This is a genomic window from Nocardia sp. CA-084685 (assembly GCF_050955785.1).
Classification (GTDB): Bacteria; Actinomycetota; Actinomycetes; order Mycobacteriales; family Mycobacteriaceae; genus Nocardia.
Map to the genome: position 1 here is coordinate 9212568 of NZ_CP192094.1, position 12978 is coordinate 9225545.

General features: G+C 64.7%; 11 protein-coding genes. 6 read left to right on the forward strand and 5 right to left on the reverse strand.

What is annotated here, in order from left to right:
- The first annotated feature begins 95 nt into the window (after nt 1–95).
- The 4 genes from ACQP2U_RS40690 to ACQP2U_RS40705 all read left to right on the forward strand — a co-directional run bounded on the left by ACQP2U_RS40690 (nt 96) and on the right by ACQP2U_RS40705 (nt 4428).
- Entirely contained in the window at nt 96–845 is a 750-nt protein-coding gene (locus ACQP2U_RS40690) for a crotonase/enoyl-CoA hydratase family protein (protein ID WP_433712466.1), read from the forward strand.
- Between the two features lie 178 nt (nt 846–1023).
- Nucleotides 1024–2133: a DUF4185 domain-containing protein gene (locus tag ACQP2U_RS40695; protein ID WP_397031197.1), complete on the forward strand. Its 1110-nt coding sequence runs from the start codon at nt 1024–1026 to the stop codon at nt 2131–2133.
- Nucleotides 2134–2254: 121 nt separating this feature from the next.
- On the forward strand, nt 2255–3502 hold the full coding sequence (locus ACQP2U_RS40700) for an erythromycin esterase family protein (RefSeq protein WP_433712467.1): 1248 nt from the start codon (nt 2255–2257) through the stop codon (nt 3500–3502).
- Nucleotides 3503–3708: 206 nt separating this feature from the next.
- Nucleotides 3709–4428, forward strand: coding sequence for a class I SAM-dependent methyltransferase (locus ACQP2U_RS40705; protein ID WP_433712468.1), 720 nt, complete (start codon nt 3709–3711; stop codon nt 4426–4428).
- A 20-nt stretch (nt 4429–4448) separates the two neighbouring features.
- Here ACQP2U_RS40705 and ACQP2U_RS40710 read toward each other — a convergent pair whose 3' ends face one another.
- The 3 genes from ACQP2U_RS40710 to ACQP2U_RS40720 all read right to left on the reverse strand — a co-directional run bounded on the left by ACQP2U_RS40710 (nt 4449) and on the right by ACQP2U_RS40720 (nt 6152).
- A complete protein-coding gene (locus ACQP2U_RS40710; protein WP_433712470.1) occupies nt 4449–4748 on the reverse strand; it encodes a hypothetical protein in 300 nt (99 codons plus the stop codon).
- Complete coding sequence (locus ACQP2U_RS40715) at nt 4714–5379, reverse strand: alpha/beta fold hydrolase (protein WP_433716757.1); 666 nt, start codon at nt 5377–5379, stop codon at nt 4714–4716. Before ACQP2U_RS40715 ends, ACQP2U_RS40710 begins: the two co-directional genes overlap by 35 nt.
- 176 nt (nt 5380–5555) lie before the next feature.
- A complete protein-coding gene (locus ACQP2U_RS40720) occupies nt 5556–6152 on the reverse strand; it encodes an alpha/beta hydrolase family protein (RefSeq protein WP_433712472.1) in 597 nt (198 codons plus the stop codon).
- A gap of 340 nt (nt 6153–6492) precedes the next feature.
- Between ACQP2U_RS40720 and ACQP2U_RS40725 the strand changes: the two genes are divergently transcribed.
- Nucleotides 6493–8328 carry an acyl-CoA dehydrogenase gene (locus ACQP2U_RS40725; protein ID WP_433712473.1) on the forward strand — a complete coding sequence of 612 codons (1836 nt, stop codon included), beginning with the start codon at nt 6493–6495 and terminating at the stop codon, nt 8326–8328.
- A gap of 50 nt (nt 8329–8378) precedes the next feature.
- Here the strand turns inward: ACQP2U_RS40725 and ACQP2U_RS40730 are convergent, their stop codons facing one another.
- On the reverse strand, nt 8379–9503 hold the full coding sequence (locus tag ACQP2U_RS40730) for a GGDEF domain-containing protein (protein ID WP_433712474.1): 1125 nt from the start codon (nt 9501–9503) through the stop codon (nt 8379–8381).
- 231 nt (nt 9504–9734) lie between these two features.
- On the opposite strand from ACQP2U_RS40730, the gene ACQP2U_RS40735 reads away from it, so the two are divergent.
- Nucleotides 9735–10838: a DUF4185 domain-containing protein gene (locus ACQP2U_RS40735; protein WP_433712475.1), complete on the forward strand. Its 1104-nt coding sequence runs from the start codon at nt 9735–9737 to the stop codon at nt 10836–10838.
- 7 nt (nt 10839–10845) lie between these two features.
- On the opposite strand, the gene ACQP2U_RS40740 is transcribed toward ACQP2U_RS40735, so the two are convergent.
- Nucleotides 10846–12924, reverse strand: coding sequence for a VanW family protein (locus tag ACQP2U_RS40740; RefSeq protein WP_433712476.1), 2079 nt, complete (start codon nt 12922–12924; stop codon nt 10846–10848).
- Between the last annotated feature and the right edge of the window lie 54 nt (nt 12925–12978).

The following is a 12978-nucleotide window of genomic DNA, read 5'->3' on the forward strand; positions in this document are numbered from 1 at the left end:
ACCGGCAATATTGACGGTAACTTGCGTTCGATTAGAACAAAGCACGTGCACAAAGAGCAATGGCCCTCGAACTGACTCGCGGGTAACATCCGAGAATGGCCTCGAATATCGCGCTACGGTTCGTTGACGACCGCGCCTACGTCACCCTGGACCGGCCGGACAAGCACAACGGCCTGACCATCGAGATGCTGCGCGATCTCGTCACGACCGCGCATACCGTCGCCGAGCACAAGCAGGTCCGCGCGGTCATCCTGGCCGGCAACGGCCCGAGTTTCAGCAGCGGCCTCGACATCGCGGGAGCCAGCCGCGATCCGCTCGCCGTCATCCGCGGCTTCATCCCGCTGCCCTGGCGCGGCACCAATACCTTTCAGGAGGCCTGCTGGGCCTGGCGTCGACTCGCGGTGCCGGTGATCGCAGCGGTACACGGCCACTGCTACGGCGGCGGGCTACAGCTCGCACTGGCCGCCGACGTCCGCTTCGCCAGCCCCGACGCGGAATTCTCGGTAATGGAAGCCAAATACGGTCTGGTCCCGGATATGACCGGCGCGGCGACGCTGTCCCGGCTGATCGGCGTCGACAAGGCACTGCTGCTGACCATGACCGCCGATATCGTGGACGCCGCATACGCCGAGCGCGTCGGCCTGGTCACCGAGGTGATCCCGGACCCGGTCGCGGCGGCGGAAAAGCTCGCCGATCGCATCGCGATGCGCTCTCCGCAGGCCGTCGCGGGCGCCAAACAACTCTTCGATCGCTCCTGGCATGCCTCGGCTCGGCGCACCTTCGCCATCGAGCGGGCCACCCAACTGCCATTGATTGTGCGGCAGGCCATATCCCGTACCCGCTGATAACAATTCAGGTAGCGCAACGCTTACAAGTTTCCAGACGAATCACACAAGCCACCAATTTCCCGGGTTTCGCTGTTAGCATCTTGAACGATTTGCCAGCCAGCCGAAATGTGACACGACACACGGTGTGGGGGCCTGCGTATCGTGCCACTTCGGCCATAACCGGAGGGCTTTGAGATTGCACAAAACCGCGTCCGCCTTGCTCTCGGCACTGGCAGGAGCTTCGGCATTGCTCCTCATAGCGACTACCCCAGCCACAGCGAACCCCAATGCGATCAACCCGATCCCGGTGCTGAACGGCACCAATGGATTACCGAATCTGGTCGGCCGAACCAGGGCGGTATTCCAGGTCACCGGGATGGCCAGCCCGAACAATACCCAGGCCTATAACGTGCTCGGCACCGATCTGGGCATCATGTGGGATAACGGCGACGGCGAGATGCTGACCGCATTCGGTGATACCGCCGGACTCGGCTTCCCGAATCTGCTCGCGGGCAGCACCTGGGCGTGGCGCAGCAATATTCTCGTACGCAGCCACACCCACGATCCGTCCAACGGCATCTACTTCGACAGCGTCGTGCGCGATATCTTCGGCCAGGCCCGTGATCTGATTCCGAGCCCGAAGATTCCATTCATCGAGATCAGCCGGATCCCCACCGCAGGCATTTCGGTCGGTGGCGCTCAGTACATGAGTCTGATGTCGGTGCAGAGCTGGGACGATGTCGGCCGGTGGACCACGAATTTCTCCGGACTCGCCGTCTCCGGCGATAACGGGGAGACCTGGGCCGAGCTACCCGAGACCCGGCGGCCGAATGAAGGCGGTAATGCCAACTTCCAGATGAACGCGTTCGTCAAGGACGGCGGTTACGTCTACGAATACGGCACCCAGTCCGGGCGCAACCGGGCGGCGTATGTCGCGCGGGTCAGGGAAGCCGATATCGCGAATCTAGGCGAGTACGAGTACTGGGACGGCGAGCACTGGAGCAAGAAGGGTGACGTCAATGCCGCGGCGCCGATCATGGGTGGCGTCGGCGAGATGTCGGTGATGTACAACGCGTATCTCGGGCAGTTCATCTCGCTCACCACCGATCCCTTCAACTCGGTGGTCATGCGGCGGGCCAGCTCACCGGTGGGTCCATGGAGCGATCCGGAGGTGCTGATCGACACCCGCGAGCTCCCGGCGGCATACGCTCCGTCGATCTTTCCGTACCAAACCGGACGCGACCTGTACTTCGTCACCACGGTGCACACCCAGTACAACGTGGTCTTGATGCGCACTACCCTCTAGCCCCTTCCGCAACGGCACGTGGCCGCGGTCATGTGCCGTTGCCAGTTTCCGCCGACTTGACCTCAATGGGGCTTTAGGTATGAGGCTGGGTAGGTTGCGTCGTCGAGCTTCGGGAGAGACCATGGGCAGCACCCTCGCATCCAGCGAATCGAATACCGGCACTTCGGGTTTGCGCGAATGGTTGCGCGCGCGTGCACAGCCGATTTTCGATACGCATTCGAATAGCATCGGATCCGATATCGCGGCGTTAGCCGAGCGGCTGGGATCGGCCACCGTGGTCGGGTTGGGTGAGTCGACCCGATTCTCTCGACAGACCTTCGGACTGCGTGAGCGGGTATTCCGGGTGCTTGTTGAACAATACGGTTTCCGCACGCTCGCGGTGCAGGACAGCGCGCGTTCCGGTGAGCGACTCGATGCCTATGTGCGGACCGGCACGGGTGGTCCCGAATCGGCGCTCGCGGATGCGTGGCGGCCGACCCGAACCGCCGAAATGGCGGCGGCACTGGCGTGGATTCGCGAATTCAATGGGGAACACCCGAACGATCCCGTGCGAATTCTCGGCGTCGAGCCGCCGCGGGCGGAATCGTCGGATTACGACGTGGTGCTGGATTACGTTCGACAATATGCACCGGATCGTTTGGCCGCCATCGAATCCCATCTCGGCCCGATACGCACCGCACATCAGATCGATGAACATGTACAGCGCCATCAAGGAATTCACCCCGGCCGCCCCTTCATCGAGGACGCACGCGATGCCTTGGTATTATTCGAAAAGCTCCCGGTGACAACAGAATCCGAGAATGCACTGACGCATCTGCGGCTCATCGTCGATTTCCACGAGAAGAGCGTCGCCGGACAGGGTGGTTTCGCACGCGACGAGCGCCCCGCCGCACAGCGGGTCATCGAATGGCAGCGCGATACCGGCGCGAAAATCGCGTACTGGGACGGCATAGCCCACACCGCGGCCCTACCTCTCGGTGACGGTCCGGCGGAGAACTCCGAATTCCGCGGTACCGGTAGCTATTTGCGCGAACATTTCGGTGCGCGGTACGTCTCGGTGGCCATCGGCTTCCATCACGGCGATCTCGGTATGGCGATGGCACCGGAACCGCTGTCGGACCTGGTCGACGCGACGCTCGGCATGGTGGACCTGCCCGCCTTCTATATCGACTTGCACAGCGACGCACCGAAATCGGCGCAACAGTGGCTGCACGAACCGGCAAAACTCCGCACGATCAGCGGCATCTACGATCCAGCCAAGGACGCGACCGCCCACACCACCGTGCGATCCCTCGTGGACGCTTACGACGTACTCGTCCACATCCGCGAGACCTCACCGGTGCACTGGTTGCCCCAAGCGAGTTCTTAGCGCCCGGCCGACCACCCACGATCATCCCGGCGGACACAGCGGATGGTTTCGCGACCGTCGCGGAGCACGGCGGTCGCGAGCGACCCGGCCATCGCGCGGTGCACGGCCATCGCGTAGTGCACGGCAGCGGGTCCATGGCGCACGGCCGTCGCAGGAGTACGGGCGCACGGCGCAAAGGCGGGGTACGGGCAAATACACTCGCGCGTATGGACGCGACCGAATGGGATATGCGGTATGCGCAGAGTGAGCTGGTCTGGGGTGCACCGCCGAATAGCACCGTCGTGGAGCATGTCTACGGGCTGGAGCGGGTCGCGCCGTTAGTCCCGGATACTCCCGATGGCGAGCCGCCCGCACTGCCGCGTGCCCTCGATCTCGCCTGCGGTGAAGGTCGTAATGCGCTGTGGTTGGCCACGCACGGCTGGCAGGTGCATGCCGTCGACTATTCACAGGTGGGCATCGATAAGGGCCGTACCATCGCGAGTCGGCTTTCCCGCTCGGTCCGCCATCGGATCAATTGGCAGTGCGCCGATGTCACCGATCTGGACGCCGCGGGCATAACCGGCCCGTACGAACTCGTGCTGATGGTCTTCCTGCACCTGCCCACCGAACAACGTCGCCCGCTGGTCCGCCGACTCGCCGATCTGCTCGTCCCCGAGGGCACCCTACTGATCCTGGGCCACGACACCACCAATCTCACCGAGGGCTTCGGTGGCCCGAAGGACCCCTCGGTCCTGTTCACCCCCGACGACATCATCGCCGACCTCGGCCCCGACCCCCACCGCATCCGCGTCCGCATAGCCGACCGCGTCTATCGCCCCACCGAGGAACGCGACGCCATCGACGCCCTGGTCATCGCCACCAAACCCCCAGCAGACCCGCCCGACGTCGAGTCCGAAACCTCTATCGAGCAGCCGCGCGAAACCTGACGACGCCCCGATAATTCGGCTCACCGACCTTTGGTCATCCGCAGGCCGCGGCCACCCCGCCAACCTGACCGGGATCGGCTCCGCGCCGAGAGAACCGATCGCCGTAACCTATTGCCCTCGGTTACGGCGATCGCCGCGGCGGCGGTGCACAGAACCGCGGTCCAGGCGAGGGTCGCGGCGGTCGAGGTCCGGTCGGCAATGAGTCCGGCAAGCCAGGGGCCTGCGGGGGCGAGCCCGAGCGCCGACGCGGCGCTGAGGGCGAGCGGCACCGCCTGCCAGCCGGATTCACCGGTCCGCGAGCAGAATCGCCACCAACTCATCAGGGGCATCACGCATGAGATTGTGCTTGCTGTCGACTGCATGCGTGCGCCACTGTGGATCATCGCGAAGCCGCTCATAGATGCTGGTGAACGGAGATTCACCGTCCCAGCTAGCCGCGTAGACGTATTCCCTGCGCCGGAAGCGGGTGAGGTCGCCGGTGAGCTGAACCGACTGCAGCAGCGAGGCCAGCGGGTGTCCGGTGGCGCGCGGATCGAAGAAGGGCAGCGGCGGCACCACATAACCGGTCTCCACCACGTCCAGGTACCACTGCCGCTCCTCTTCCGAGACCAGCAGCCACATGGAGTCACCGTGGCGCGGCACAACGGCATCGAGGTAGACCAGCGAATCGATCCGCTCGGGTACCCGGTCGGAGGCCCCGGTGATCACCATCCCGCCGTAGCTGTGACCGACCAGCACCGCGTCCTCGATATCCTCGGCCACCAATAGCCGCACCACATCCTGGATATGCGTCTCGAGGTTCACCGATGCGGTCAGCAGATGGCTGCGCTCGGCGAGTCCGGTGAGGGTCAGCGGGTAGACCCGATGACCAGCCCGGCGCAACTGGTCGGTGATCGATTCGAAGCACCAGCCCCCGTGGCACATGCCTGGGATTAGAACGTAGGTCGCCAATTCACACTCCGGTGTCGCTTCGCCGCGTCGATCGGTGGGCAGGTGCGGCACCGGCATATCGACTCGAGCCTCTTCCAGCGAAGTCGACGCGCAATCAGAAGTCCAACAGATCGTTCTTCTCATAGCGAGAAGTTCTCGTTATATAGCGAGGTAACGAACGCGCGACCGCGAAGAGGCTATGCACTCCACCGCGCCAGCCAAGGTGTGACCGTCTCGGCGATGATGTCGAACCCGGACCGGAAGGAGTGCGTCTGACCTGGGATAATGCGAACTTCGGCGGCATCGGCGGGATCCGGCACACCAAACGGGTCATTGGCACCATTGATCACGACGACCTCGATCTCGCCCGGAGCCAACAGTTCGTCGCGACGCGTCTTCTCCGGCTTACCCGGAGGATGCAGCGGGAACGACAGCGCGAGCACACCGCGCGCATCGGCGGCAATGGCGGTGCGGCAGGCCACTCGCGCCCCATTGCTGCGCCCACCCGAAATGAGCGGGACCTTCTTCACCCGCTTGCGCAGGGCGGCGACGATCTCGAGCCAGGCCTCGTCCTGCTTCACCGCGGAGCCGGGTGCGCGTCGTCCGGCGACCCGATACGGCTGCACCACCCGCGCGACCGCGCCGCCCAGTTCGTAGGCGCGATCGCGCACAGTGAGCAGGTCTTTCGCGTCGACACCGCCGCCGGATCCGTGCGTGAGCAGCAGTAGGAACGCCGCCTTGCGCGGTTTGTCGAGCTCGATCTCCGCGGGGCCCGCGCTCGTCTCGATTCGCACATCTTCACGGTAGTCGGCGCCAGCTATCCAGAGACGCCCAGCCAGTCGGACGCTGAACACGCGTCGGCAAACCCGGCTCGGTCGTCTACTACGCGAGCCGTAGACGAACGGCAACGCATTCGAGTGTTTTTCACATCACATTTGCCCGCTCGAGCCTTTGCGGCCCCATTACCGACCGGTAATATGGCGAATAAGTTACCCGCGAGTAGCGTGCGGCTGATCCTTCGAGCGACCTGCAAGCAGTCGCTACGGAGGCAGGCACGGCTACCCGATGGACGGACAACGGGCGGGAACGGCGAGCAACCGACCGCACCAACTCAATGGAGAGTGAGTAACAGAAATGGGCCACTACAAGAGCAACGTCCGCGACCTGGAGTTCAACCTCTTCGAGGTACTCGGCCTCGGCACCATCCTCGACAGCGACGCCTACGGCGATCTCGACAGCGAGACCGTCAAGGAGATGCTCAACGAGGTGCGTCGCCTGGCCGAGGGGCCGCTGGCCGATTCGTTCGTCGACGGTGACCGCAACCCGCCGACCTTCGATCCCGAGACCCACACGGTCACTCTCCCCGAATCGTTCAAGAAGTCCTACCGCGCGCTGGAAGAGGCGGGCTGGGCCAAGGTCGCCGTCCGCGAGGAGCTGGGTGGTCTCGGCGCCCCGAGCGCCGTCTCCTGGGCGCTGGGCGAGATGATCCTCGGCGCCAACCCGCCGGCTCAGATGTACGCCGCCGGTGCGGGTTTCGCGCAGGTGTTCTACAACAACGGCACCGATGAGCAGAAGAAGTGGGCGCAGATCATCGCCGATCGCAACTGGGGCGCCACCATGGTGCTGACCGAACCGGATGCCGGTTCCGATGTCGGCGCAGGCCGCACCAAGGCGATCAAGCAGGAGGACGGCTCCTGGCACATCGAGGGCGTCAAGCGCTTCATCACCTCGGGCGACTCCGACGACCTGTTCGAGAACATCATGCACCTGGTGCTGGCCCGCCCCGAAGGCGCCGGCCCGGGCACCAAGGGTCTGTCGCTGTTCTACGTGCCGAAGTGGCACTTCGACTTCGAAACCCAGACCCTTGGCGACCGCAACGGTGTCTTCGTCACCAACGTCGAGCACAAGATGGGCATCAAGGTCTCGGCCACCTGTGAGGTCACCTTCGGTGGCCACGGCGTGCCCGCCAAGGGCTGGCTGGTCGGCGAGGTACACAACGGCATCGCGCAGATGTTCGACGTAATCGAAAATGCGCGCATGATGGTCGGCACCAAGGCCATCGCGACGTTGTCGACCGGTTACCTGAACGCACTGGACTACGCCAAGCAGCGCGTCCAGGGTGCGGACCTGACCCAGATGACCGATAAGGCCGCCCCGCGCGTCACCATCACCCACCACCCGGACGTGCGCCGCAGCCTGGCCATGCAGAAGGCCTACGCCGAGGGTCTACGCGCCATCTACCTCTACACCGCCGCACACCAGGACGCCGATATCGCCGAGCTGGTCTCCGGCGCCGATAAGGATGTCGCCTTCCGCGTCAACGATCTGCTGCTGCCGATCGTCAAGGGTGTCGGTTCCGAGCGGGCCTACCAGTACCTGACCGAATCGCTGCAGACCTTCGGTGGCTCCGGCTTCCTGCAGGACTACCCGATCGAGCAGTACATCCGTGACGCGAAGATCGACTCGCTCTACGAGGGCACCACCGCGATCCAGGCACAGGACTTCTTCTTCCGCAAGATCGCCCGTGACCGCGGCGTCGCGCTGGCCCACGTGGCCGGCCAGGTGCAAAAGTTCATCGAGTCCGAGGCGGGCAACGGTCGGCTGAAGGCCGAGCGCAAGCTGCTCGCCACCGCGCTCGAGGATGTGCAGGCCATGGCCGCCACCCTGACCGGGCACCTGATGGGCGCCCAAGAGCAGCCGAGCGAGCTGTACAAGGTCGGTCTCGGTTCGGTGCGCTTCCTGCTCTCCGTCGGCGACCTGCTCATCGGTTGGCAGCTGCTTCGGCAGGCCGACGTCGCCATCAAGGCCCTCGACAACGGCGCGACCGGTGCCGATGAGGCGTTCTACAAGGGCAAGGTCGGCGTCGCGCAGTTCTTCGCACGCAATGTGCTGCCGGAGCTGACCGCGACCCGCGCCATCCTGTCCAACCTGGACAACGACATCATGGAGCTGGACGAAGCGGCGTTCTGATCCAAGAGATTTCGCACACAGCGGCCCCGGAATGTCCGGGGCCGCTGTTGTTATTCGGTGCCGTGCGCCATCTCTCGGGCGGGCTCGGCGAGCTGTATCGTCGCATGTTGCGGATCTTCGGCCAGCACAACGGCATTGCCGCCCAGCCGTTTCGCCCGATACATCGCGTCGTCGGCGCACCGCAACAGCAACCGCGGCCGTCCGTCGTCGGTCCCGCCCTCCCATACCGCGACTCCCACACTGACCGTGACGGTGACGGGTATGCCGGACGCCTGTGCCACGGCAAGGCGCAACCGCTCGCCCAAATCCAGCGCCGCCGCGCGATCCAACTGATCGACCACCGCGAACTCCTCCCCGCCGGTGCGGGCGACCACGGCATCGGGATCGGCCGCGGCGCGCAACCGCTCAGCCGTCGAGACCAACACCTCGTCACCGATGATGTGGCCGAAGGTGTCGTTGACCGACTTGAAATGGTCGAGGTCGAGAGTGATGACGCACAATTGTTGCTGGTACCGGGAGCGGTGCAGGTAGTAGTCGAGTCCGCGGCGATTCAGCAGTGTGGTCAACGGGTCGGAGAGCACATCGATGCGCAGTACCCAATAGCAGAACTGCAGCGCGGGCAGCACGACCACAATGGCCGCGACCATGATCAGGACCATCGCACCGGCCAGCGCTAGATCACTGCTCCGCGCATCGGCCACCGACAATATGGCCAGCGCACTCACCGTGAGCAGCGACCATCCGGCGTGCACGGCAAGCGCCTTGGGACTGTGGAAGAACGTGATGTAGGCACCGGTGACCACGAGCAGCATCGCGCTCAGTGCGCCGTACACCCGATCGCTGTCCACCAGGCACGATGCCGTGATCGCGAGATCCGCCCAGATCAACATGGCCAGTGAGGTGATGGCACGTGGCCATGGGAAAAACCACCAGCGGATCGTCCAGACCGCGGCGGTCGCACCGGCCGCCGCGAAGATAGTTCGGCCCGCGGTGCCGCTCGGACCGGCGGGCGACATCCAGATCAGGATGTTGATCACGAGCATCAACGCACCACCCGCACCGATGATCGCCTTGATCAGACGCAGCCCGGAATGGGATTCGAGAGTACGCACGAACCAGCGATAGTGCGCCGGATCGCGCCACCAACTACGAAGTATCGCGCGACTGTCACCCATGGAGCCACCGCCTAGCGTTCACGAAATCCTGCTGGATGTACCGAACAGCTTTGCCATTTCGAGCGACTGTTAAGCCAGCGGTGACAGGTCAGTACCTGCCCGAGCCCCGTCTCCTGATACTCCCAGTGTAGCGATCGTCACATGTCGCTCTCCAGACCGCAGGACCCGGACAGAGATCACGAAACCGGGCACAATGACCGGGCAGACTGCGCGCTAGAAGGGATCGTCCGGATGAACCGATCGCTGTCCGCACTCACCAGAGCCGGTGTACTCGCCGCCGCACTCTCGGTCGCGCTGGCCGGACCGGCCGCCGCCGATTCGAATTTCGTGCTTCCCATCCCCGGCATCAACCCCATTCCCGGCCTCAACGGACAGCCACGCGGCCTGCCGCGCTTACCCGGATCGACCCAGGCGGTCTATCAGATGACCGGGATGGACAGCCCCAATCGCACCCAGAACGTCAATGTGCTCGGCACCGACCTCGGCGTCATGTGGGACGACGGCAACGGCCGGATGATCACCGCCTTCGGCGACAGCGCGGGCCTCGGCTTGCCCAATCTGCTCGTCGGCAGCGCCTTCGCATGGAGCAGCCAGGTGCTTTTCCACAGCTCGACCAAGGATCCCTCGCACGGGATCTCCTTCGAGAGCGCCGTGACCAATCCGCTGCCCAGCCCGAAGATTCCAGGCATCGAGATCAGTCTCATTCCGACAGCGGGCATTTCGGTCGGCGGGGTGCAGTACATGAGCCTGATGTCGGTACGCGAATGGGGTGAGCACGGCAAGTGGACGACCAACTTCTCCACTCTCGCCGCCTCCGGTGACGGCGGGCGGACCTGGGCGCCGCTGACCACCACCCGGCGCGCGAATGTGGACGGACACCAGAACTTTCAGCAGAACGCCTTCCTGAAAGACGACGGTTACATCTACCGCTACGGCACCCCGGCCGGTCGGCTGAATCCTGGATTCGTCTCGCGGGCAAAGGAATCCGATATAGCCGATCTCGATCGCTACGAATACTGGGACGGCGCGGAGTGGAAACCCGAGGCCAAGGACGCCACACCGATCGTCGGTGATGTCAGCGAGCTGTCGGTCATGAGGAACGAACATCTCGGCAAATTCATCATGCTCACCACCGATTCCACGAATTCGGTGGTGCTGCGCACCGCATCGGCGCCCGAGGGACCGTGGAGCGAGTCGGAGGTGCTCGTCGACGGCACCGCGCTGCCGAGCGCCTACGCGCCGATGATCTTCCCGTATCAGACCGGCAGTGATCTGTACTTCTTGCTGTCGGTATGGAACCAGTACAACGTCGTGCTGATGCGAACCCCGCTGTAGGAGTCGACTACTCGCATTTCACGACAGGTACCGGGTCGTACTTCACCGTCCGCGTGGTGCGTGAGATCTGCCGACCGGTTTTGCGATCGGTGATGACTCGCGTATCGGAGATTGTGAACCCCGGTGCGCCTTCAGTGGCGATGCAGTCCTTGCCCTTGGGGAGTTTGACCTCGGTCGGCTCGGTCGGCTTGGTCTTCTCGCCGGTGATGGATTCGACATTGACGGTCTTGGTGCCCCAGAGGCGGACCGTGACTTCCGAGTCGGTGGTCGACGTTTCGATGTAGACACCGGATTGGCTGTTATTGCGGAATTTGAGGTCGATGGCACCGTCGAAGACGGTGGCCTCGCGGGCCGCCGGATAGCGGGAAATGTAGTAGCTGTGCTCGGTGTGACCGGCATCCTCCATACCCGCGAAATAGGCGGCGTTGTAGAGGGTGGTCGCGAACTGGCTGATACCGCCGCCGACCGCGGTGCTCGGACGGCCGTGGTCGATGATGCCGGATTCGACGTAGCCCTCGGCAATGCCGCGTGGTCCGGTGAAGTCGTTGAGCGAGAAGGTTTCTCCCGGTTTGACGATGGCGCCGTTCACCTTCTTGGCGACCACGCGGATATTCACACCGGACGGTCCGCTGAAGCCGCTGGTGGTGAATTGGCCCATCACCTCGGTGACGCCGAGTGCATTGGCGGCCTCGGTGGTGAGCTTGGGATCGACCTTGTCGTAAACGGCCTGGGCGGTGCGCTCCTGCGGTGCGACGATGAGATTCGGCAACTGCTCGAACGTCTTGGCCCAATTGATCTTGTCGCCGATCACGGCCGGAACCACCGACGCGGTCGACCCGGTCACGGCGAAGGTCGCATCCTTCGCCTCGACCTCGGACGGCGCGAGTTGCGGACCCAGCACCCCGAGAGCGACATCTTGTTTGAAGGTCGCGGCCAGACCACCCTGACCATCGGGGGTGAACGACAGTATGGACGCGATCTGCTCCGGCTCGAGCTTGCCGGTCGCATTGTTCTTGCCAGCGAACACAATCGGCGCACTCACCGCCGGTTCGGCGATGGTGTGCAAGGCCTGCTCGACCGCCTCCGCGCGCACGGCAACGGGCGCGGCCGTCTCCGGAAGATCGAGCAGCGCACCGAGATACCAGTTTTCGATGAGCGCGGTGCGCGCGGCCGGGATATCGAGGATGCGGCCGGGTACCGGTGGCACGGCGACCGCGCGGGCGCCGTCGAAGGCGATCGTGCCCTCGACCGTCGCGCGGTCGTGTACGCGCAGGGCGGTGAGCTGGGCATCGAGTGCGCTGTCGTCCACGGTGCTCGCGACCGGCACCGTATGCGTGACGAACAGCGAGGTCAGCCGGGTGATCGGATTGAGCGGTTGGCCGCCGATGCGGGCCATCGTGGCATCCCAATCCGCCCCAAGGCCAGCGGTTCCAGGGGTGATCCTTGTCTGCACGTCGCCGATCTGCAGCGGCAGTTCCTGGTCGATGCGCGGATCCACCGCGGTACGCAGCTGGGCGGCCGCGTCGGCGGTGTCCTTGCCGCCGATATCGATTCCGGCGACCACGACGCCGCGCGGTACGTGACCGGAGGAAAGTACAAGGTCGGCCACGTAAGCCAGTCCGCACAGCGCGATCAGTGCGCCGACGCCGATACCGATGCGTTTGGCGATGGGCGATCTCAGCCCGCTCGGTCTGGATGGCTTTTCGGGTCCGCGACGCCGCTCGCCGGTGGGTGCGGGTGTCTCGGCTGGTTTCGGCCGTCGTGATGTCCGCAGCGGCTCGGTGGGCATGGAATTCCCGGCCCACTCGGATGACTGATCTCCCGACGGAGTCGGAGTCTGCGCAGCCGCGTGCGGCTGTACCGCTGACTCATGCCGCACCGCCGCCTGGTAGGGCCTCGACTGCTCGGCCGTCCGAGGCCCTGGCGGCTGGGGCGGCTGATCCGCGCCCGGATCCTGCTCCGCAACGGTGCGCGGCCGCGGGGGCTGCTGCGGTGCGGCGGAGCGCGCCGAGTCGAGGAGCTGCCGTAGTCCGACCTGGCCGCCTTCGTGTCGACCTTGCCGCCCGGTACTCGATTCGCTCGTCACGAACCGTCCTCCCCGCTCGATTGTCAGGAGCTCGCACGGTGCGAGCCCCGCCAA